At 72.1% G+C, this 21460-nt stretch carries 22 protein-coding genes; 6 read left to right on the forward strand and 16 right to left on the reverse strand.

Translation table 11 applies throughout. The features are described 5' to 3' along the window. Nucleotides 1–33: 33 nt before the first annotated feature. The 3 genes from ABEA34_RS19210 to ABEA34_RS19220 are packed head-to-tail and all read right to left on the reverse strand — an operon-like array spanning nt 34 to nt 3437. Nucleotides 34–684: an HAD family hydrolase gene (locus ABEA34_RS19210; RefSeq protein WP_345523132.1), complete on the reverse strand. Its 651-nt coding sequence runs from the start codon at nt 682–684 to the stop codon at nt 34–36. Nucleotide 685: 1 nt separating this feature from the next. After that, the gene (locus tag ABEA34_RS19215) at nt 686–1675 is read right to left on the reverse strand and encodes an LLM class F420-dependent oxidoreductase (RefSeq protein WP_345523133.1); all 990 of its coding nucleotides are present in this window, start codon (nt 1673–1675) and stop codon (nt 686–688) included. A gap of 37 nt (nt 1676–1712) precedes the next feature. Beyond that, nucleotides 1713–3437, reverse strand: a complete 1725-nt coding sequence (locus ABEA34_RS19220; protein WP_345523134.1) for a thiamine pyrophosphate-dependent enzyme — start codon at nt 3435–3437, stop codon at nt 1713–1715. A gap of 88 nt (nt 3438–3525) precedes the next feature. On the opposite strand from ABEA34_RS19220, the gene ABEA34_RS19225 reads away from it, so the two are divergent. Continuing rightward, nucleotides 3526–4230: a hypothetical protein gene (locus tag ABEA34_RS19225; RefSeq protein ID WP_345523135.1), complete on the forward strand. Its 705-nt coding sequence runs from the start codon at nt 3526–3528 to the stop codon at nt 4228–4230. 11 nt (nt 4231–4241) lie between these two features. Next, nucleotides 4242–6161 (forward strand): potassium transporter Kup, encoded by a 1920-nt coding sequence (locus ABEA34_RS19230; protein ID WP_345523136.1) that lies wholly within the window; start codon nt 4242–4244, stop codon nt 6159–6161. A gap of 14 nt (nt 6162–6175) precedes the next feature. Here the strand turns inward: ABEA34_RS19230 and corA are convergent, their stop codons facing one another. Next, on the reverse strand, nt 6176–7297 hold the full coding sequence (corA, locus tag ABEA34_RS19235) for a magnesium/cobalt transporter CorA (protein ID WP_345523137.1): 1122 nt from the start codon (nt 7295–7297) through the stop codon (nt 6176–6178). Nucleotides 7298–7389: 92 nt separating this feature from the next. Between corA and ABEA34_RS19240 the strand changes: the two genes are divergently transcribed. After that, a complete protein-coding gene (locus tag ABEA34_RS19240) occupies nt 7390–7815 on the forward strand; it encodes a pyridoxamine 5'-phosphate oxidase family protein (protein ID WP_345523138.1) in 426 nt (141 codons plus the stop codon). A 40-nt stretch (nt 7816–7855) separates the two neighbouring features. After that, entirely contained in the window at nt 7856–8332 is a 477-nt protein-coding gene (locus tag ABEA34_RS19245) for a heme-degrading domain-containing protein (protein ID WP_345523139.1), read from the forward strand. A 2-nt stretch (nt 8333–8334) separates the two neighbouring features. Here ABEA34_RS19245 and ABEA34_RS19250 read toward each other — a convergent pair whose 3' ends face one another. From ABEA34_RS19250 to ABEA34_RS19300, 11 genes are all read right to left on the reverse strand, one after another. Further along, nucleotides 8335–8523 (reverse strand): ferredoxin, encoded by a 189-nt coding sequence (locus tag ABEA34_RS19250; RefSeq protein ID WP_345523140.1) that lies wholly within the window; start codon nt 8521–8523, stop codon nt 8335–8337. Further along, a complete protein-coding gene (locus tag ABEA34_RS19255; RefSeq protein ID WP_345523141.1) occupies nt 8520–9743 on the reverse strand; it encodes an NADH-ubiquinone oxidoreductase-F iron-sulfur binding region domain-containing protein in 1224 nt (407 codons plus the stop codon). Before ABEA34_RS19255 ends, ABEA34_RS19250 begins: the two co-directional genes overlap by 4 nt. Further along, nucleotides 9740–10339 (reverse strand): hypothetical protein, encoded by a 600-nt coding sequence (locus ABEA34_RS19260; protein WP_345523142.1) that lies wholly within the window; start codon nt 10337–10339, stop codon nt 9740–9742. The genes ABEA34_RS19255 and ABEA34_RS19260 overlap by 4 nt, the downstream gene beginning before the upstream one ends. Beyond that, entirely contained in the window at nt 10336–11253 is a 918-nt protein-coding gene (locus ABEA34_RS19265) for an FAD:protein FMN transferase (RefSeq protein ID WP_345523143.1), read from the reverse strand. The genes ABEA34_RS19260 and ABEA34_RS19265 overlap by 4 nt, the downstream gene beginning before the upstream one ends. Further along, entirely contained in the window at nt 11250–11546 is a 297-nt protein-coding gene (locus ABEA34_RS19270; RefSeq protein ID WP_345523144.1) for a hypothetical protein, read from the reverse strand. Before ABEA34_RS19270 ends, ABEA34_RS19265 begins: the two co-directional genes overlap by 4 nt. 84 nt (nt 11547–11630) lie before the next feature. Further along, nucleotides 11631–12986: a sensor histidine kinase gene (locus tag ABEA34_RS19275; protein ID WP_345523145.1), complete on the reverse strand. Its 1356-nt coding sequence runs from the start codon at nt 12984–12986 to the stop codon at nt 11631–11633. Then, nucleotides 12983–13672: a response regulator transcription factor gene (locus tag ABEA34_RS19280; protein ID WP_345523146.1), complete on the reverse strand. Its 690-nt coding sequence runs from the start codon at nt 13670–13672 to the stop codon at nt 12983–12985. The genes ABEA34_RS19275 and ABEA34_RS19280 overlap by 4 nt, the downstream gene beginning before the upstream one ends. 17 nt (nt 13673–13689) lie before the next feature. Continuing rightward, nucleotides 13690–14154, reverse strand: coding sequence for a DUF2231 domain-containing protein (locus ABEA34_RS19285; protein ID WP_345523147.1), 465 nt, complete (start codon nt 14152–14154; stop codon nt 13690–13692). Nucleotides 14155–14250: 96 nt separating this feature from the next. Further along, nucleotides 14251–15042 carry a hypothetical protein gene (locus tag ABEA34_RS19290; protein WP_345523148.1) on the reverse strand — a complete coding sequence of 264 codons (792 nt, stop codon included), beginning with the start codon at nt 15040–15042 and terminating at the stop codon, nt 14251–14253. 5 nt (nt 15043–15047) lie between these two features. After that, complete coding sequence (locus ABEA34_RS19295) at nt 15048–15866, reverse strand: ABC transporter permease (RefSeq protein ID WP_345523149.1); 819 nt, start codon at nt 15864–15866, stop codon at nt 15048–15050. After that, nucleotides 15863–16804 carry an ABC transporter ATP-binding protein gene (locus tag ABEA34_RS19300; RefSeq protein ID WP_345523150.1) on the reverse strand — a complete coding sequence of 314 codons (942 nt, stop codon included), beginning with the start codon at nt 16802–16804 and terminating at the stop codon, nt 15863–15865. Before ABEA34_RS19300 ends, ABEA34_RS19295 begins: the two co-directional genes overlap by 4 nt. A 68-nt stretch (nt 16805–16872) precedes the next feature. Between ABEA34_RS19300 and ABEA34_RS19305 the strand changes: the two genes are divergently transcribed. Both ABEA34_RS19305 and ABEA34_RS19310 read left to right on the forward strand, forming a co-directional pair. After that, nucleotides 16873–17550 carry a response regulator transcription factor gene (locus ABEA34_RS19305; protein WP_345523151.1) on the forward strand — a complete coding sequence of 226 codons (678 nt, stop codon included), beginning with the start codon at nt 16873–16875 and terminating at the stop codon, nt 17548–17550. Then, entirely contained in the window at nt 17547–18947 is a 1401-nt protein-coding gene (locus tag ABEA34_RS19310; protein WP_345523152.1) for a sensor histidine kinase, read from the forward strand. The genes ABEA34_RS19305 and ABEA34_RS19310 overlap by 4 nt, the downstream gene beginning before the upstream one ends. 88 nt (nt 18948–19035) lie before the next feature. On the opposite strand, the gene ABEA34_RS19315 is transcribed toward ABEA34_RS19310, so the two are convergent. Next, nucleotides 19036–21213 (reverse strand): glutamine synthetase III family protein, encoded by a 2178-nt coding sequence (locus ABEA34_RS19315; protein WP_345523153.1) that lies wholly within the window; start codon nt 21211–21213, stop codon nt 19036–19038. Nucleotides 21214–21460: the final 247 nt, after the last annotated feature.

Consider the following 21460-nt stretch of genomic DNA (forward strand, 5'->3'; position numbering starts at 1 on the left):
ACCGGCGGCAGTTCGCCCGGAAGGGTGATTTTCCTAGGAGAGGTACGACGCCCAGTCGGCCTCGAGGAGGTCGGCCGGCGACGCCGCCACCAGGACGGCCCCCGCCTCCGTGAGCTCGGCCTCGCTGAACCCTCCGGTCAGCAGTCCGATGCACGACATCCCGGCCCGGCGGGCCGCCTCGACGTCGTACGGCGTGTCCCCGACGAAGACCGCCCGGTCGACCTCACCGAGGCGGTCGAGGGTGACGCCGACGAGGTCCGGCTCGGGCTTGGAGTCCTCGACGTCCTCCGACGTGGTCAGCACCTCGACCCGGTCGCCGATGTCGAGCAGCTCGACCGCCTCGCCGGCGAACTGCGGGTCCCCGGACGACGCCAGTGCGACCCGGTAGCCGTCGACGGCGAGCTTGCGGACCAGGTCCGCCGCACCGGACAGAGCCCGGACCTCGGCGCGGATCTCGAGGTACTCCTCGCGCCAGGCGTCACGCAGGTCGTCCCCGTGCTCCGCCTCGGTCTCCTCCCCCGCGAGCTCGGCCACGAGCTTGTCGCCGCCCATGCCGATGGTGCGGTGGATCCGCCACAGCGGCGGCGGGTCGCCGAGCCGGGCGAACGCCCGGTGCCAGGCGAGCGCGTGGTGGTAGGTCGAGTCGACCAGGGTCCCGTCGATGTCGAACAGCACGGCGTCCACGTCAGGCCGGTGCCGCGGCGCGCAGCTTGTCGAGCAGCGGCCCGGCCGCCTCGGCGAGGAAGCGGTCCTGGCCGTCGTCGCCGATCTGGACGACGGCGATGTCGGTGAACCCCGCCTCCCAGTAGGCGCTGACGGCCTCCACGACGGCATCCAGGTCGGGCCCGCACGGGATCGAGTCCGCGACGTCCTCGGGCCGGACGAACTGGGTCGCACCCGCGAAGCCCGCCGGCGTGGGCAGGTCGGCGTTGACCTGCCAGCCGCCACCGAACCAGCGGAACTGCTCGTGCGCCTTGGCCTTGGCGGTCTCCTCGTCCGGGTCCCAGCAGATCGGGATCTGCCCGATGGCGCGAGCGCCGTCCCCGATCCGGGGCGCACCGTCGACGGCGTTCCAGTCCGAGATCAGGGACTCCTTGGGCTCGACGCCGACGAGGTGGTCGGCGAGCGGGGCGAAGACCCCGATGGCCCGCTCCCCCGCGACCGCGATCGCCAGGTCGACGCCCTCGTCCGGGACGTCCCAGATCCGGGCCGAGTCGACCTGGAAGAACTCGCCCCGGTGGTCGACGAGGTCTCCGGTGTGCAACGCGCGGATGATCTCGACCGCCTCGGCCAGCATGTCCTGACGGTCCTGGATCGCCGGCCACCCCTCACCGACGACGTGCTCGTTGAGGTTCTCACCGCTGCCCAGACCGAGAGTGAACCGACCCTCGGCCAGGATCTGCAGGGTCGCGGCCTTCTGGGCCACGACCGCCGGGTGGTAGCGCAGCGTCGGGCACGTCACGTACGTCATCAGCCCGACCCGCGAGGTGGCCTGGGCGACCGCGCCGAGGACCGTCCAGGCGTACGGCGCGTGCCCCTGCTCGGTCAGCCACGGCGAGTAGTGGTCGCTCATCACCTCGAAGTCGAAGCCCGCGTGCTCCGCGGCCACGGCGTACCGGACGAGGTCGCGCGGTCCGCTCTGCTCGGTCATCAGGGTGTAGCCGAAGTTGGTCATGCCAGCGCAGTACCCGCCCGTCCGCCTCTCACTCCGATCACTCCGACGACTCGAGGAACTCCTTGCTCTTGGCGATGGCGAAGCCCCAGCCCTGCTCGAGGGTGGGCTTCGGCGGGATCGCGACCTCGTCGGCGTTGGTCACGACGTCGAGGAGCACCGGGCCGTCGTACGCCAGCGCCTCGAGCACGGCGCCCTCGACGGCGTGCGGGTCCTCGACCCGGATGGCCTTGAGGCCGATCGCCTCGGCGACGCGCGCGAGGTCGGGGTTGTCGAGCTTCGTGCCGTACGGCGAGAGCCCGACCTGCTCCATCTCGAGCTTCACCATGCCGAGGCTCCCGTTGTCGAAGACCACCAGCTTGACCGGCAGGTCGTGGGTGACGGCGGTGATCAGGTCGCCCAGGAGCATCGTCAGACCGCCGTCGCCGCAGAACGCCACCACCTGCTGGTCGCGGTCGAGCGCCTGGGCGCCGAGGGCCTGCGGCATGGCGTTGGCCATCGAGCCGAGGTTGAAGGAGCCGAGCAGGCGCCGGGTGCCGCGCAGGTGCACGAAGCGGGCCAACCACGTGGTCGCCATCCCGGTGTCGGTGGTGAAGATCGCGTCGTCGGCGGCGAACCGGTCGACCGCCGCGGCCAGCAGCTCCGGGCGGATGCGGCGCTCGGGGTTGTCGACCTTGCGGCGCAGCAGCCCGACGGGCTTGCGCTCGTAGTCGGGGTCGGCCAGGTGCGCCTGCCGCTCCCGCCACGCCTCGTAGCTCGAGCGGGCCTTGTCCAGCAGACCCGTGTCCGCCTTCGCCTCGAGCAGCGGCAGCAGCGCGGTCAGGGTGAGCCGCGCGTCCCCGACGACGGGGTGGTCGACCGGGTGCCGGCGGCCCATGTGAGCCCCGGCGGAGTCGACCTGCACGACGACCTTCCCGTCCGGGTAGAACTCCTTGTACGGGAAGTCGGTGCCGACCATCAGCAGCAGGTCGCACCCGTCGAACGCGACGGCGCTGGCGTGGTTGCCCAGCAGGCCCGACTGGCCGACCTCGTAGGGGTTGTCCCGCTCCAACCCCTCCTTGCCCTTGAGGGTCAGCACCATCGGCGCCGACAGCCGCTCGGCCACGGCCAGCACGTCGGCCCGGGCCTCGCGCGCACCGGCCCCGACCAGCATCGTCACGTTGCCGGCCGCGTTGATCGCCTCGGCGGCGCGCGCCACGGACGACGGATCCGGGGGTACGGCGGGCAGGTCGGTGACGAACCGCGGCACCGGGGTGTCCTTCGGCAGGTCCAGCCCGCCAACGTCACCCGGGAGGGTCAGCACCGCGACCCCGCGCTCCTGGAGCGCGGCGTTGCCGGCCCGCTCGATCAGCTGGGGCAGCTGGTCGGTGCTGGTGATGGTCGCCGTGAACACCGCCACGTCGGCGAAGAGCACGTCGTTGTCGACCTCCTGGAAGAAGTCGCTGCCGATCTCACCGCGCGGCACCTGGCCGCAGATCGCGAGCATGGGCACGCGCGACTTCTTCGCGTCGTACAGGCCGTTGAGGAGGTGGATGGAGCCAGGCCCGACCGTGCCCATGCAGACCCCGAGCCGGCCCGTGAGCTGCGCCTGGGCGCCGGCGGCGAAGGCACCGGCCTCCTCGTGCCGCACCGCCACCCACTCCACCCGGTCGTGGTGGTGGATCGCGTCGGTCACGGGGTTGAGCGCGTCGCCGACGACGCCCCACACCTGGGTGACACCGTGCTCGGCAAGCGCCTCGACCAGCAGCTCGGCAACGTTCGTCATGGGACTCCTCAAGGCTCGGGGATGATTCCGGTACCCACATCCGCCGCGTCGCACCGATCCGCCCGACTGCGCGTGTTCTCCTGTCGAGATGAGCTCCAAGAGCGTCCACGAGCGCTCGGACCGCCGGGCTGCCGCCGGCGAGAACAGGCTGCCGCCGGCCTGCGCCGTCGTCGTCGCCGTCGTCGTCTACGCCCTGCTGCCCAGCGCCGTGCTGATCACCAACCGGCTGATCGTCCCGGGCGTCGAGGTCCTCCTGCTGATCGCGCTCCTGGTCACCAACCCCAAGCGGATGACCCGGCAGACCCGGTGGTCCCGCTCGGCCTCGATCGCCCTGGCGATGCTGCTGATCCTGACCAACCTGGTCGCCCTCGGGCTGCTCGTCTCCCAGATCACGAACGGGGAGAGCGGGGGTGACCTCCTGGTCGCGGCGATGCAGATCTGGCTGACGAACGTCATCGGCTTCGGGCTGCTCTACTGGGAGCTGGACCGCGGCGGCCCCGTCGTACGCCGGGAAGCCGCGCGCCCGGACCTGCCCGACGCCGACTGGCGGTTCTCCCAGGACGAGAACGACGACGCCGTCATCGAGGTCAGCCGCGGCTCGAGCATGAAGTCCGGGTGGATCCCGATCTTCGTCGACTACCTCTACCTGTCGCTGACGAACTCGAGCGCGTTCAGCCCGACCGACACCATGCCCCTCACCAGCAGGGCCAAGATGCTGATGGGCGTCCAGGCGACGGCCGCCCTGCTCACCACCCTGGTGGTGGTGGCCTTCGCCGTGGGCTCCCTCCCCTAGAGTCCAGCCACATGAGCACCCATCCCGAGAGCACGCGCAGTCCTGCCCGGGCAGCCCTGACGGTCGGTGCGCTCGGCGTGGTGTTCGGCGACATCGGCACCAGCCCGATCTACACGATCCAGACGGTCTTCAATCCCGACGACCCGCACCCGGTCGACACTGTGACCGACCACGTCTACGGCGTCGTGTCCCTGATCTTCTGGTCGGTGACGATCATCGTCACGATCAAGTACGTGCTGCTGGTCCTGCGCGCGGACAACGACGGCGAGGGCGGGGTGCTCTCGCTGATCACCCTGATCCGGCGGCGCGCCTTCGGCGGCTCCGCGCGCACCAAGATGGCCCTGGCGGCGCTCGGGATCTTCGGCGCCTCCCTCTTCTTCGGCGACAGCATCATCACGCCCGCGATCTCCGTCCTCTCAGCCGTCGAGGGCATCAAGCTCGTCGAGCCGTCCTTCTCGCCGTACGTCGTGCCGATCACGGCGATCATCATCGTGCTGCTGTTCGCGGCACAGAGGTTCGGCACCGAGCGGGTGGGACGCCTCTTCGGACCGGTCATGATCCTGTGGTTCACGGCGATCGGCGCGTGCGGCATCGGCGGGATCGTCCGCGAGCCCCGGGTCCTGGAGGCGCTCCTCCCCACGCACGCCGTCGAGTTCCTGGTCGGCGACTTCACCACCGCGTTCTTCGCCCTGGCCGCCGTCGTGCTGGCCGTCACCGGCGCCGAGGCGTTGTACGCCGACCTCGGCCACTTCGGGCGCGGCCCCATCGCGCGGGCCTGGCTGCTGCTGGTCTTCCCCGCCTGCATCCTGAGCTACCTCGGCCAGGGCGCCCTGATCATCGACGACCCGAAGGGCGCGATCGCGAGCCCGTTCTTCCTGCTCGTGCCCGACCCGCTCCTGGTGCCGATGGTCGTGCTCGCCACCGTCGCGACCGTGATCGCGTCCCAGGCCGTGATCACCGGTGCGTTCTCCGTCGCCCGCCAGGCCGTGCAGCTGGGCTACCTGCCGCGGCTGCGGATCACCCACACCTCGGCCGAGCAGCAGGGGCAGATCTACGTGCCCTGGATCAACTGGGTGCTGATGTTCTCGGTGCTCATCCTGGTCCTGGCGTTCGAGAGCTCGGCCGCGCTCGCGTACGCCTACGGCATGACGGTCACCGGCACCATCACGATCACGACGATCCTCTTCTTCTACGTCGCCCGGCAGCGCTGGGGCACCCCGCTCTGGCTCGTCGTGCTCGGCGCCACCGCCTTCCTGAGCGTGGAGCTGCTCTTCCTCGCCGCCAACCTCACCAAGATCGCCCACGGCGCCTGGCTGCCCCTGCTGATCTCGATCGCGGTCTTCACCGTGCTCACCACCTGGCAGCGCGGCCGCGAGCTCGTCACCCGCCAGCGGGAGGACGACGAGGGATCACTGCGCGAGTTCGTCGAGCGGATCCACGACGCCGAGCCGCCGCTGCCCCGCTCGCCCGGCACCGCGGTCTTCCTCAACCGTGGCAAGAACACGACCCCGCTGGCGATGCGGGCCAACGTCGAGCACAACCGGATCCTGCACGAGCACGTGGTCATCCTCTCGATCGAGACGATGCCGGTGCCGTACGTCGACCACGACGAGCGGATCGAGATCGACGACCTGGGGTACGCCGACGACGGGGTCGTCCACGTCAACGCCCGCTACGGCTACATGGAGACGCCCGACGTCCCCGCTCTGCTCCTGCTGGCCAAGCAGTCCAGCCCCGAGCTGACCGCGGAGCCCGAGGACACGTCGTACTTCCTGTCGACGATCGAGCTCCGCGTGGGCGACGGGCCCGGCATGCCGCGGTGGCGCAAGCAGCTCTTCGTCTCGACGTCCACGATCACCGCCGACGCGGCCGACTACTTCAACCTGCCCCGCGACCGCACCGTGATCATGGGCTCGCAGATCATCGTCTGACTGCCAGCTGGGCCTCAGAGCCAGTCGCGGCGGCGGAAGGCGACGTACAACGCGACGCAGATCCCGACCATCAGCGCGAGCGCGAAGGCGTACCCGTGCTGCCAGCCGAGCTCGGGCATGTGCTGGAAGTTCATGCCGTAGACGGCCGCGATCAGGGTCGGCGCGAAGAAGATCGCCGCCCAGGCAGAGATCCGCTTCACCTCGTCGTTCTGGACGTTGCTGGCGAGCGCGAGGTTCTTCATCTCCTCGTTCTGCGCCTGGGCGACGAGGGTCGCGTTGACGGTCAGCAGCTCGCTGAGCAGCTGCCGGAAGCCGTCGACCTGCTCGATCACCTGGGTGACGTGGTCGGCGACGTCGCGCAGGTAGCGCTGGAGCTCCTCGTCGGTGCCGTACTTGGCGAAGCCGGCCGTCAGCGCGTGCAGCATCGCCACCAGCGGGCGGGTCGCGCGCTGGAACTCGATCACCTCGCGGGTCAGCTCGTAGATGCGGCGGGAGACCTTGGGGTCGCCGGTGAAGATCTCGGTCTCGATCTCGTCGATGTCGTTCTCGAGACCGGCGACGACCGGGGCGTAGCCGTCGACGACGCTGTCGAGGATCGCGTAGAGGATCGCCTCCGCGCCGAGCGCGAGCAGCTCGTGGTCGCCCTCGAGCCGGCGGCGGACGGCGCCGAGGTCGGGTGCCTCGCTGTGCCGGACCGTGACCACGAAGTTGCGGCCGACGAAGAGGTGCACCTCCCCGAACTCGACCTCCTCCTCCGAGTCGACGTAGCGCGCCGGCCGCAGCACGACGAAGAGCGTGTCGCCGTACCTCTCGAGCTTGGGTCGCTGGTGCGCGAGCACGGCGTCCTCGATGGCGAGGTCGTGCAGCCCGAACTCGGCCGCCAGCGACGTGAGCTCGCGCGCGTCCGGTCGGTAGAGGCCGATCCACGCGACCGCGTGCTCGTGGGCGGAGAGCTCGGCGTACGTCTCGGCCAGGGTCTTCGGCGCACCGACGCGTTCCCCCGCGACGTAGACCGCACTGTCGACGAGGCTGTGCGGCCCGGGCTCGCCCAGGCGGTCGCGGTTGCGCGCGTCGATGGGGTCGGTCGGCAGGACCAGGAGACCTGAGTCGAAGCGGCGACGGCGACGGGGCGTCATGCGCCCAGTATCAGCCTTGGAGGGCCGAACGTCCCGCAACCGAGGGACCGACGCACCTGGCGGTCGGCGCGAGCCGGTCGGAGGATGGTGGCATGAGCACGAGCAACGGCTTCACGTGGATCGACGGCACCCTGGTCGACCTCGCGCCCGACGAGTGCGAACGGCTCCTCGGCACCCACGCCGTCGGCCGGATCGCGTGGAACGGCCCGGCCGCACCGACCGTGCTGCCGGTCAACTTCATCGTCGCGGACTCGGAGATCTGGTTCCGGACCACCGCGCGGTCGTCGCTGTCGCGCGAGATCGACGACCTGCCCGTGACCTTCCAGGTCGACGAGGTCGACGAGTTCACCCGCTCCGGGTGGAGCGTGCAGGTCCACGGCACCGCGCACATCGTGTACGACGCCGCGCGGCTCCCCCGCACCTGGCCGGGCATCGAGACCTGGCCGGCGGGAGCACACGCGCTGCACGTGGTGATCGAGCAGCGCGAGATCACCGGCCGCCGGCTGCTCCCCAGCTGACCGCGCCAGCCGACCCAGCGTCCGGCGGTAGCCTCACGGCATGACCGACCACACCCTGCTCGACGAGCTGATCGCCCAGGAGCAGCGCCTGGTGTTCGACGCCTTCAACGAGGCCGTCGCCTGGGACGTCGGCGTCGCCCTGCGCGAGGCCGCGGCCGCCGCCCGGCTGCCGGTGGCGATCTCGGTGCGCCGCAACGGGCAGCGGCTCTTCCACGCCGCGCTCCCCGGCGCCTCGGCCGACAACGACGGGTGGCTGGACCGCAAGTGCGCGGTCGTGGACCGCTACGGCTGCTCGTCCCTGCGTGTCGGGGAGCAGTTCCGGGTCGCGGGCAAGTCCTTCGACACCGACTCCCGCCTGGACCCGACCCTCTATGCCGCGCACGGCGGGGCGTTCCCGGTGCTGCTGCGCGACACCGGCTGCATCGGCACGATCGCCGTCTCGGGCCTCCCCCAGCTCGACGACCACCGGCTGGTCGTCGAGGCGCTCGAGCAGCTCCTGCACGGCGGCGCCGCCTGACGTCAGGTCAGCCGGAGGGCGAGCCGCGGGCAGGCCGCGACGGCGCGGCGGGCATGCCGCTCGAGCGTCGGGGCGACGTCAGGGTCGGCGACGACCGGGTAGCCCCACTCGTCGAGCTCGACGCGCTCGGCGAGCAGTCGGGCGCACAGTCCGTGCCCGTCGCAACGGGTCCAGTCGACCTCGAGCCTCATGACGGCAGCTCCCCTCGCCACGGACGTCCGCACGTCCCGTGCCGTCGATGGGCCTCGACCTCGTCGGCGAGGGCGGTCAACGCCGTACGCACGAACATGGCGGAGCCGTCGGGGTGGGCGCAGGCTCCCCGTCCGGGGAGCTGCGCGACCCGTCGGGCGAGCTCGGCACCCGGATCGTCGCCCCGCAGCAGCGAGTGCACGTCGCGGGCGACGGTGGGGAGACCGAAGAAGCACGGGCCGCACTGACCGGCGGACTGGCCGGCCAGCCACGAGGCCACGGCGGCCACCTCACCGAGCGCGCAGGTGTCAGGAGACAACCTCGCGACGACGCCTGCGTTCAGCGGCAGTCCCGCAGCCCGGAGCGCCGGCCGATCCAGTCGGAGGTCGCGTATGTCGGTGACCCAGCTGCCGTGGTAGCCGCCCACGAGGACCGGGCGGGGACGCACGTCCTGGTCCGGCAGCAGCGCCGAGATCGGCAGCCCGGTCGGGACCTCGACGACACCCGGGTGCGGGACGTCGCCCACCAGCGTCAGCAGCGTCGTCCCGGGCTCGTCGGGCGAGCCGACCTCGGCGAACCGATCGGCGCCGAGCGAGGCGACCAGCGCGAGCTGGGCGAACGTCTCGACGTTGGACGCGAACGTCGGATCGCCGTCGACGCCGTGCACGTGCGGCAGCACCCGACGCCCGGGCGGGACCGCCGGCCCGCCGCTGAGCCCCCGGATCGCGGCCCGGACCTCGCCCGAGATGAACCCGCCGTCGGCGTGCAGGATCCGCACCCCTGCGGCGTCGCGCCGCTCCGCCTGGGCCGACCTGAGCGCAGCCGCGGACGCGGCGTCGTGGACGACGACCGTGACGTGGTGGGTGCCGAGGGCGCGGGCGACGAGCAGGGCGCCGTCGAGGACGAGGTGCGGGGCGAGGCGCATCAGCGTGCGGTCCTTCATGCTCGCCGGCTCGCTCTCGGACCCGTTGACCAGCACCTGGACCGCGGCGCCGGACGGCATCGCGCGCAGCTTGACGCCCACCGGGAACGCGGCGCCCCCACGACCGAGCAGCCGCACGCTGTCGGCGAGGCCCGCCAGCGTGGCCTGGTCGTGGAAGCGCTGCTCTCCGTGGTGCGCCCGGTGCCGGGCGACGCCGGCGGTCCGACCCGAGGTGACGCCGGCCAGGAGCCGGGCGGTCCCGTACGCCGTGGGAACGGGGCGGGTGTCGAGCACGGTCATCGGATGCCTCCGGAGGTGAGCTGGCGACGGGCGGTCGGCAGGGGTGCGACGTGGTGGTCGTCGGCGGCGGCGACCCGGATCCAGGAGGCGACCACGACCGAGAGGGCGCAGGCGCCGTACAACGGCCAGGTCCACCAGCTCGCGGTGTCGCTGCCGGCGAGCAGGCCGTGCGCCATCGACAGCACCCACACGGCGTACGCCGAGAGGTGGACGACGCGCCACGTCCGGGCCCCGCGTGCGGATGCCGCGATCCGTCCGCGGGCGGCGCCGGTCAGGGCGACCACAAGCAGCGCGTAGGCGGCGAGGGTGCCCAGGCCGAGCGCGAACCCGCGGTAGCCGGCGGTGAACGGCACGAGCACGCCGGTCACGCTGACGTCGACGTAGCTGTCGAGCACCAGCAGCACGACGTGGAGGGCCAGCATCGCCAGGGTGACGACGGCAGCCGACCGGTGGGCCAGCTGCCGCAGGATCCGTCGGTCGACGCTCTGCGGGTCGCGGGCACGGGCACCGGACGAGAGGGCACCGAGCGTCACCGAGGCGGTGGCCGCGAGCAGGGCAGCGAAGCCGGCGGCGCGGGCGAGGTACCAGAGCGTCATGCCGTCACCCGCTCGTCGGCCGGCCACGCACCGAGCAGCGTCGAGCGGCCGTCGGCGTCGACGAGCCGGGCGTCGACCCCGGCCTCGAGCAGTCGGGCCTCGGCCGAGTCGCCCCAGACGATCGCGGCGGTGCTCCACGTGTTGGCCTCGACGGCGGTCGGCGCCCAGACGGTCGCGGTCCGCACCGATCCACGAGCCGGACGGGAGGTGCGAGGGTCGATCACGTGGTGCTCGGGGCCACGGTCCGAGGTCCAGGCGCGGGCGAGGACCGACGAGGTCGCCAGGCCGCCGTGGGTGACCTCGACCCGGTACGCCGGGTCGCCCGCGACCTCGGCGACGTCGATGCGCCACGGCTGGGGCACCGGGCCGGCGACCGAGAGGTCGCCGCCGATCTCGACCAGCGCCGGGACGCCGAGGCGTGTGTGCACCCGGCGGGCCGCTTCGTCGGCGGTCCAGGCCTTGGCGGTCGCGCCGAGGTCGAGACGCAGGCCGACCGGGATCCCGACCAGCCGCAGGTCGCGGTGCACCGCGACCGCCGCCCAGCTGGCCGCCATGCCCGGCACCGCGACCCCGCGCCGGGGACGCGACCGCACGGCGTCGATGTCGTCGGTGTAGCCGGCGTCGAGCAGGTGCCCGCCGACGGTCGGGTCCACGGCGCCGTCCGTCCGCCGAGCGGCGTCGAGCGCCACCTCGACGAGCTGGACCGTCAGGGCGCTGACCGGGATGAGGGCTCCCGCTCGCGCGTTGACCCGGGTGAGGTCGGAGTCGTCGCGGAAGCGGCTGACCGCGATCGCGACGTCGTCCATCAGGTCCCGCACGATGCGCGCGGACGCCTCGAGGTCGGCGTCGGAGCCCGCGGCCAGGGTCACCCGCACCCGGCAGGACCAGTCCCGCCACGTGGTGGTCGGGCTCATGAGGAGCTGCTCCCACCCTGCGAGCTGCCCGAGGAGGTGCTCGAGCCGACTCCGCTGGAGCTGCTGGAGGAGCTGCCCGAGGAATTGTCCGAGGAGGTGCCGGAGGTCGAGCTCCCACTGGTGCTCGACGAACCGTCGGAGGTGGAGGTGGTCGGGTCCGACACCGTGGCCTGCTGGGCGGAGGCGGCGAGGGCTGCCGTGAGCACACCGGTGCCCGCGAGGGTGCCGATCACGATGGCGGCCGTCCGGCGACGGGCCCGGTGGAGGAGCGGTGGACGCGGGTTCTGGGTCATGGCACCAGCCTGCGTCCGGCCCCGTCAGGCGGACGGAAACGCCTGCTCAAATCGGGGTCAAATGATCCTGTCAGCCGCCCGTGGTCAGGGGCGGCCGAGCACCAGCCGGACGACGGACCAGCCGTCGGTCGTGGCGAGCTCGAGCGATCCGCCCGATGCCTCGGCGCAGGAGCGCGCGATGTCGAGCCCCAGGCCGGTCGACCCCCGGTCGCTGCGGCCCCTGCCGACCGCGCTCGGGGGAATGCCCGGGCCCCGGTCGCGGACGTCGAGGGAGACGGTGCCGTCGGCACCGACGGCGAGCACCACGGCGATCGCAGTGCCCTCGGCGGTGTGCGCGACGGCGTTCTCCAGGAGGGCGTCGAGGGCGGCGGCGAGGTCGGCCTCGGCGCAGCGCACCTCGACCGGACCAGCGGCGAGCGACAGCGTGACCCCACGGCCCTGGTCCTCCGCGAGCGGCGCCCAGAACTCGAACCGGTCCCGGGCGACCGCGCTCGCGTCGCAGTGCGGCGCGGCCCCCTCGCGCTGCGGTCGCCGGGCGGCGTGGATCACCGCGGTCAGCGTGCGCTCGAGCTGGGCGAGGTGCGCCTCGAGCTCCGCCTTGTCGTCGGTGTCCGGCAGCGACTCCACGTCGAGACGTACGGCGGTCAGCGGCGTCCGGAGCCGGTGCGACAGGTCGGCGACCGTCTCGCGCTCGGCGGCGAGCAGCTCGTCGATCCGGCCCGCGAGCCGGTTCAGCGCGGCACCGACACGGCGCACCTCCTCCGGACCCTCGTCCCGCACCCGGGCGGTGAGGTCGCCCTCGCCGAGGCGGTCCGCGGTCCTCGCCGCCGCCGTCAGGTGCCGCACCAGGCGGCGCGCCACCAGCTCACCGGCGCCCGCGGCGGCGAGGAGCAGCACGAGTCCCGCCCCGCCGAGCACCAGCGCCTTCTGCTCGACCTGGCGTCGCACCTCGGAGTCGGACGCGAAGACGGCGACCGTCACCGGCCCGGCGGTCGACGAGACCTGGATGACGACCAGCGACCCGCCGCCGACCGGGCGCGTCTGCGCCCGGGTGGTGGGGCGCAGGTCGCCGTACCTGTTGTCCGCGTCGTTGTCGTCGTCGCCATCGCCGGTGCCGCCGCGCCTCCCGTCGCCGTCCGGGTCGGACTCGTCGAGCCCGGGCACCGAGGGGCCGAGGCTGGTGCCGTCGGCCAGCACCACCTGGACCGGGTAGGAGTCGTCGCGGTCGTTGACGCGGTCGACGTAGTCGCCCAGCGCGTCGGCATCGACGTCACCCGTGCTGATGTAGTCGGCGACCCCCTGGGCAACGTCGGTCGCGCTGTCGCGTGCCTGCTCGGCCGCGGCCTGGTGGATCAGCAGCAGGAACGGGACGGCGAAGAGGACCAGGACCGTGGCGGCCACGCCCACCGTCAGCGCGAGGATCCGGGCGCGCAGGCTCATCGCGCCCCGGGGTCGACGAGCTTCACCCCGACGCCTCGCACGCTGTGCAGGTAGCGCGGTTCGGCGGCGGTCTCCCCCAGCTTGCGGCGGATCCACGACAGATGGACGTCGACCGTGCGGTCGGCGCCGCCCCAGGGCATCTGCCAGACCTCGGCGAGCAGCTGGCGCTTGCTCACGACCTCACCCGGCCGAGACGCGAGGGCGAGCAGCAGGTCGAACTCCTTGCGGTTGAGGGTGAGCTCCTGGCCGTCCACGCTCGCCGTACGCGAGACCGGGTCGACGACCAGCCCACCGACGACGACGCGCGGGTCGGCGGAGGCGGAGGGCGACGTACGCCGGAGCACGGCACGGATCCGGGCCATCGCCTGGCCCGCGGAGAACGGCTTGATCAGGTAGTCGTCCGCCCCGGCGTCGAGCAGCCGGACGATCTCGCGCTCGTCGTCGCGGGCCGTCGCGATCACGACGGGCACGTCGCTCGTGGTGCGGATCAGGGCCAGCACGTCGGCGCCGTCCAGGTCGGGCAGCCCGAGGTCGAGCATCACGGCCTCGGGTCGCTCGGTCTGCAGGGTCTTGATCGCCTCGACCGCGGAGGCCACGGCGATCACCGTCGCGCCGTGCTCGACGAGGCCGCGGCTCAGCGCCTTGCGGATCGCGTCGTCGTCCTCGACGACCAGGATCCGGACCATGAGCGCAGGGTAGTCCGTCACGAACCCACGTCGGACCAGGCCGCCTCGGCGCCGCTGTGCCCGATCCGGGCCACCTGCACGCCGGTCGCCACGGCGGTCACGATCGCGAGGATCCCCACGACCGTCGCCAGCCAGCCCGGGAACCGGTCAGCCCTCGTGGCGCGCCGCGTCAGCCACCAGAAGCCCGCAGCGAGGACGAACAGCGCGATGGTGAAGAACAGCAGCTGGTCGCCCAGCTCCGCGTGCCGCTCGATCAGCGCGTTGTGCGGCAGGTCGTGCTCGAGGTTCTCGCCGCTGGCGGTCGACAGCGGGGTCAGGACGAGCGCGACCAGGCTGACCGCAGCGGGGAGCGGGCCGGCCCACGCGCGGAAGCGCGGGACCAGCACGGCGCCGATCACCATCACGACCGCCAACGGCACGAACACGACGGTCGCGTGCACCAGGAGCGGGTGCACCGGTAGGCCGAAGACGTCGGAGGGCATGCACGGTCCTTTCGTACGGCGCACCCGGTGTGCGCCAGCTGTCCCAGGCTCGCGACACCCGGGTCAGCGGGACGCCAAGGCGACCTCAAATCCGGGTCAAACCCCGGGCTGGACCGGGAGCGTGACCGGCGAGGTCGGGCCGACCCCGGTGGTCGTCCGCACGGTGAAGGTCAGCTCCTCGGCGCTGTGCGGCACGGTCCTCGGCACGACCACGGAGCCGGTCGACTCCTCCTGCAGGTCGAACGGGACGGTCCCGAGGTCGGTGCCGCCCGCGGTCACGACGACGGAGCCGGCGCAGCCCCGGTCACCGGTGCCGCAGGTGACCTGGACGCTGGTCGTGCCGTCGGCGGCCGGCGCGGCCGTCGTGCTGGTGATGGCGAGCAGCGACGGGAAGACGATCCCGGTGGCGGTGTCGTCGCCCTGGGGGTCGAAGCAGCCGTCGAACTCGAAGACCGGGTTGGTGACCTCCCGTCCCTTGCTGTCCGTCATCGTCAGGAAGCCCGTGAGCTTGCTGGGTCCGCTGGCCGTGTAGCAGTCGTTGCTGTGCACGTTGAGCTCGAACTTGCCGTAGCCCTCCGGTGGCATCGGCACCTCGGGGTCGGTCCAGCTCATCAGGCATACCCAGTCCCCTCCGGGGCCGACGTCCTTGCCCACGGCCCCGGCCTTGTCACACATGGCCCGGGCGTCGAGGGAGGCCGGGGTGACCCCGGTCCGACCTTGGAGCTCGGCCTGCTTCGTGTAGAGGTTGGCGAAGGTGACGGGCAGCGACCGCTCGAGGCGGGCCCGGGTCACGGTGCTGCGGTCGCCGCCGTTGGCCGCGATGACGGCGGTGCCGAGTCCCAGCACGACCAGCAGGGCGACGACGGCGGTGAGGATGGTGCGACGCATGGCGGTCAGCCTCCAGTGATGTCACGACGACGGAGCAGGACGAAGGCGACGGCCAGCGAGAGGGCGCACCAGGCGCCGCTGGTCAGCAGACCGTCGAGGAGCGGGCCCGTGAAACGGGGCTGGGTGAGCAGGCCGTGCCAGGCCTCGAACGGCGTGCTGAGCAGGAAGGGCCGGATCGCCTCGACGCCGCCAAGAGCCCCGACGAGCTGCATGACCATGCCGATCACGACCGGAGCCGCGATGCCGACGGCGGGGTTGCGCGACCACACGGACAGCAGGATCGCCAGGCAGGTGAAGCCCAGCATCGGCGGCAGCATCGAGGCCCAGCTGGCGGCCACGAGCCGGAGCGCCTCGGCCGCCGGGATGGTCTGGCCCGACAGCCCGATCAGCGGCTGGTGACCGACGATCAGCAGGCTGGCGACGATGGTGGAGGTCGCGAGCACCAGCAGCACGACCGCCGCGAAGCCGGCAGCGGTCAGGGTCTTGGCCCAGAACAGCTGCCCGCGGCTGGTGGAGCGGGTGAGCACGGTCTTCCAGGTGCCGTGCTGGTCCTCGCTGGCGAAGATGTCCCCGGCCACGATCGCCGTCAGCAGCGGGAGCACCCACTGCGAGGCGAAACCCAGGACGAGGAAGGCGAGGGCGTACCCGTTCTCGGTGGCGAACCGACCGAGCAGGGTGTCCTTCGGCGGCCGGGACTGGCCCTGGATGACCACGACGACCACGATCGGCATGAGCACGGCGCCGACGAGGACGGCGCGGGCACGGTACTGGGCACGCAGCTTGCGCAGCTCCCACCGCAGCGGGGCGATCACACCGACGCTCATCGCGACTCCTCCTGGGGGCGGTCGGTGAGCATGAAGAACAACGCCTCCAGCGGCGTCTGGGTCGGGGTGAGCTCGAGCAGCTCGATGTCGGCCTGGATGATGGACGCGACGTAGCCCGACACCTGCCGCTGCGCACCGGTCACCACCAGCCCCGGGCCGGCCTCACCCCCGGAGTCGGCGACGACGGTCACCGCCGGGTGCCGTCGGGCGATGGCGATCGCTCGCTCGTCGTGGGAGGTCGAGAGGCGGTATCCGGGATCGGGCGCCATCCGCCGCAGCTCCGCGATCGTGCCGTGGAACGCGACCGTGCCGGTCCGCATGATCGTGACGTTGTCGCAGATCTCCTCGACCTCGTCCATGTGGTGCGAGCTGAGCAGCACGGTCAGCCCGCTGGCCGCGAGCCGCTTCACCAGCGCCCGCATGTCCCGGATGCCGCCGGGGTCCAGGCCGTTGGCGGGCTCGTCGAGGACCAGCAGCCGCGGCTCGCGCAGCAGGCTGGCCGCGACGCCCAGTCGTTGCCGCATGCCGTACGAGTAGCCACCGACCTTCTGGTCGGCGCGGTCGGTCATCTCCACGAGCTCGAGGACCTCCTCGAGCAGGCCGGGTCGGACGCCGCCGTCGAGGAGGACGAGTCCGTCGAGGTTCTGCCGGCCCGTGAGGTACGGGTAGAACTTCGGGCTCTCGATGAACCCGGCGACCCCGTCGAGGACGCCCACCCCGTCGCCCGCCCAGGTCCGGCCGAAGACCTCGATCGTGCCGGAGTCGGGCCGGATCAGCCCGAAGAGCATCCGGAGGAAGGTCGTCTTGCCGGCGCCGTTGGGCCCGAGCACGCCGTACACCTCCCCCGCCTTCACCCGGATCGAGATGTCGTCCACGGCCCGCACGGAGCCGAACGTCTTGGTGACGCCGACGGCGTCGACTGCCAGTGCATCGGTCATGCCGCGCACCGTAGGAGAGGCAACATGAAGGGACGATGAATCCACCGTCGGGGGTGCAGAGTGGGACCGTGCGGATCCTGGTGGCGGAGGACGATGTCCGGCTCGCCGACCTCCTCGAGCAGTCGCTGACCGAGGCCGGGTGGGACGTCGAGGTCGTCCACGACGGGACCGCCGCCTACGGCCGGGCGCTGCCCGACGGCCTCCCGTACGACGTCCTGCTCCTCGACTGGATGCTGCCCGGGACCGACGGGGTCACCGTCTGCCGGCGGCTGCGCAGCCTCGGCGTCACGACTCCCGTCCTGATGCTGACGGCCCGCGGGGACGTGCGCGACCGGATCGACGGGCTCGACGCCGGCGCCGACGACTACCTCGCCAAGCCGTTCGACCTCGACGAGCTGCTGGCCCGCCTGCGGGCGCTGCGCCGGCGCTCGGCGTACGGCGAGGACGCGGTCGTCGAGGTCGACGACCTGGTGGTCGACCCGATGTCCCGACGGGTCTCGCGCGCGGGCACCCCGATCGAGCTGTCCGCCCGGGAGTTCGACGTCCTGCACCTGCTGGTCGCCCGGGCCGGGCAGGTCGTGTCCCGCTACACGATCCTCGACGAGGTCTGGGACGGCGAGACCGACCTGCGCAGCAACGTGATCGACGTGCACCTGGCCTCGATCCGGTCCAAGATCGACCGCCCCTTCGGGACCAGCACCATCACGACGGTCCGTGGCGCCGGCTACCGGGTCGATCCCGCGTGAGCCGCCTGCCGCTGCGGGTCCGGCTGGTGGCCGGGTTCGTCCTCGCCATGCTCGTGCTGCTGATCGCGGCCGGCGCGTTCGTCTACTGGCGGGTCGAGTACGCCCTGGACCGCGGGCTCGACACCGAGCTCGACCAGGCGGCCGCGACCATCGCACCCCTGGTCGGTGCGTCCGGCCGGGTCGGCTCCCCCGAGGCAGCGGCCGCCACCGGGGCGGGGTGGCAGGTGCTGGACCGGACCGGGCGCGTCGTGGACTCCGGAGGCCCCGCGCCCGCCGGCCCGCTCGTCGACCCCGGCGACCTGGCCCGGGTGGGGTCCGGCACGCTGACCGAGGACATCGGCACGCTCCTGCCGGTCACCCCCGACCCCTACCGGGTGCAGGTGACGGCGGTCGAGCCGGGCTCGGCCTACCTGGTGGTGGCCGTGCGCCGCGGCCACCGGGACGAGGCGCTGCGCGAGCTGCTGCTGCAGCTGACGCTCGCCGGCCTCGGTGCGCTCGCGATCGCCGCCGTCGTCGGCGACGTGCTGGCCCGGGCGGCTCTCCGACCGGTCGAGCGCTACCGCCGCCGTGCGGCCGACATCGCCGGCGGCGCGGCCGGGCTGCGTCTCGACGTACCTCCGGGACGCGACGACGAGATCACCCGCCTCGGCCACACGCTCAACGACATGCTCGCCGCCCTCGAGCGGTCGCTCGAGCACGAGCGACGCTTCGTCGACGACGCCAGCCACGAGCTGCGGACACCGCTGACGCTGCTCAAGAGCAGGATCCAGCTCGCCCGTCGCCGTACCCGCACGATCGACGAGCACGAGCGCACGCTGGACGAGCTGGCCGTCGACGTGTCCCGGCTGGCCGACCTCGCCGAGCAGCTGCTGGAGCTCGGGTCGGTCACGTCGACGACGGGCACGACGACCGACGTCAACGTGGTGGTCGGCGCCGTCGTCGAGCGCCGCCGCCTGGCGCTCCCCGAGCGGGCCGACGACATCGAGGTGACGCTGGCGCCCGCCCGCGTCTCCGCCGCGCTCGACCCGATTGCCGTCGAGCGGGTCGTCGACAACCTCGTGCAGAACGCCCTTCTCCACGGTCGAGCGCCGGTCCGCGTCACCGTCGCCGTGGTCGACGACTGGGTCCGCCTCACCGTGCGCGACGACGGCGAGGGCATGACCCCGGACCTGCTCGAGACGGCGACCGCGCGGTTCACCCGCTCCCCGGGCGCGCGGTCGCGGCCCGGTGCCGGCCTGGGCCTGTCCCTGGTCGACCAGGTGGTCACCGAGGCCGGTGGCGAGCTGCGCCTGTGCTTCGCCGGCACCCACGCCAGCCACGGCACCACGGCACCGGTCCCGTGCGAGCACGGCGACGGCATGACCGTCAGCGTCCTCCTCCCGACGTCGCATCGCTGAGCGACGCGACCCGGCTCCCCCGGCGGGAAGTGCCGAGGGAGCCGTGTCGGTGCGGACGAGCGGCCGGGTCGAGCGGCCGCCGGCCGGGTCAGAGGATGTAGAGCATCTCCTGGTAGGTGGGTAGCGCCCACAGGTCGTCGGCCACCAGGCCCTCGAGGGTGTCGGCGGCGGTGCGCACCGCCGCCATCGCCGGGAGCACCGTGTCGCGGAGGTACGTCGCCGCGACGATCCCGTCGCTGTCGTGCTCGTGCGCGATCGCGGAGGCGAGCGTGACGAGCGCGGCCCGGAGGTCGGCGATCGGGCCGGAGACCTCGTCGAGGAGGGACAGGTCCGCCTCGACACCGGCCGCCTTGAGCGCCGCCACGTTCTGCGCGAGCTCGGTCTGGTAGCGGACCGCTGCCGGCAGGATCGTCGTCTGTCCCATCTCGAGGGTCAGGTTGGCCTCGACCGAGACGGTCAGGACGTACTGCTCGATGCCGACCTCGTAGCGGCTGTGCATCTCGCGCTCGTTGAAGACGTTGTACTTCGAGAACAGCTCGATCGCCTCGGGCGTGATCAGCTCGGGCAGCGCGTCGATCGTCGTGCGCAGGTTCTTGAGCCCGCGCTGCTCGGCCTCGATCGGCCACTCGTCGGAGTAGCCGTTGCCGTTGAAGATCACCTTGCCGTGGTCGGCGATGATCGTCGCCAGCAGCGCCTGCACCGCGTCGTTGAAGTCGGTGCCCTCGGCGACCGCCGTCTCGAGCTCGGTCGCGCAGTAGTCGAGCGCCTCCGCCATGATCGTGTTGAGCATGACCATCGGCCCGGCGACGGTCTGGAGGGAGCCCGGCGCGCGGAACTCGAACCGGTTGCCGGTGAACGCGAACGGCGAGGTGCGGTTGCGGTCGCCCGGGTCCTTGGTCAGGTCGGGCAGGGTGTCGACGCCGATGGCGAGGGTGCCGCGCTCCTTGGAGTGGGTCGCGCCGCCCTTGGCGATCTGGTCGAACACGTCGGCCAGCTGGTCGCCGAGGAAGATCGAGATGATCGCCGGCGGGGCCTCGTTGGCGCCGAGGCGGTGGTCGTTGCTGGCCGAGGCCACCGACGCGCGCAGCAGGCCGCTGTAGAGGTCGACGCCGCGGATGATGGCGCCGCAGAAGACGAGGAACTGCGCGTTGTCGTGCGGGCTGTCCCCCGGCACGAAGAGGCTGCCGAGCTCGCTGTTGCCCAGCGAGAAGTTCACGTGCTTGCCCGAGCCGTTGACGCCGGCGAACGGCTTCTCGTGGAAGAGGCACTCCATGCCGTGCTTCTTGGCGACGGACTTGAAGGTCGTCATCAGCAGCTGCTGGTGGTCGGAGCCCTGGTTGGCCCGCTCGAACATCGGCGCGACCTCGAACTGGCCGGGCGCGACCTCGTTGTGACGGGTCTTGGCCGGGATGCCGAGCTTGAAGAGCTCCCGCTCGGTGTCCATCATGAACGCCAGCACGCGCTCCGGGATGGCGCCGAAGTAGTGGTCGTCGAACTCCTGGCCCTTCGGCGGCTTGGCGCCGAAGAGGGTGCGGCCCGCGTTGATCAGGTCGGGGCGCGACAGGAAGAAGTGGCGGTCGATCAGGAAGTACTCCTGCTCGGGACCGAGGTACGACACGACGTGCTCGGAGTTGTCGTAGCCGAAGAGCTTGAGCACGCGCTCGGCGTGCACCGCCATCGCCTGCTGCGAGCGCAGGATCGGCGTCTTGTGGTCGAGCGCCTCGCCGGTCATCGAGATGAAGACCGTCGGGATGCACAGCGTGTTGCCGTTCGGGTTCTCCAGGACGTACGCCGGGCTCATCACGTCCCAGCCGGTGTAGCCACGGGCCTCGAACGTGTTGCGCAGGCCGCCGTTCGGGAAGCTGGACGCGTCCGGCTCGCCCTGGATCAGGGTCTTGCCCGAGAACGACGCGAACGCCGTGCCGTCGCCGACCGGGTCGAGGAAGCTGTCGTGCTTCTCGGCGGTCAGCCCGGTCAGCGGGTAGAAGACGTGCGCGTAGTGGGTCGCGCCCTTCTCGAGCGCCCAGTCCTTCATCGCCGAGGCGACGGCGTCGGCGACCAACGGGTCCAGCGGAGCGGACTTCTCGATGGTCGCGAGCACCGACTTGTACACCGACTTCGGCAGGCGCTTCTGCATGACGCTCACGCTGAAGACGTTCGAGCCGAAGATCTCGCCCGGCTCCTCGCCGGGGTCGAAGCTGATCGCCGGGGCGACGTACGCCTCGACGTCCGCGATGGCCTGCAGACGTACCTTGTTCCCACTCATTGGTCCTGGCTCCCTCACGCGCACGCCGCTCCCCACGGCCGGTGACCGCGAAGTTACGGGTGCCACGTGTCCGCGTTGTTTCGGCCCGGTGTCACGCACGCACGGACTTGCTGTGAGCTCCCGACACGTGTCCGTAACCCACGGGGTCGGGTGAGGCGCTACCGTCCTGTCGGCCGGGTTCCGACGGACCCCCGGCGAGACACGAGAAGGTCACTGTCCGATCACGGAACGATAACGGGCGCGTTCG

The organism is Nocardioides conyzicola (assembly GCF_039543825.1).
GTDB classification, from domain to species: domain Bacteria; phylum Actinomycetota; class Actinomycetes; order Propionibacteriales; family Nocardioidaceae; genus Nocardioides; species Nocardioides conyzicola.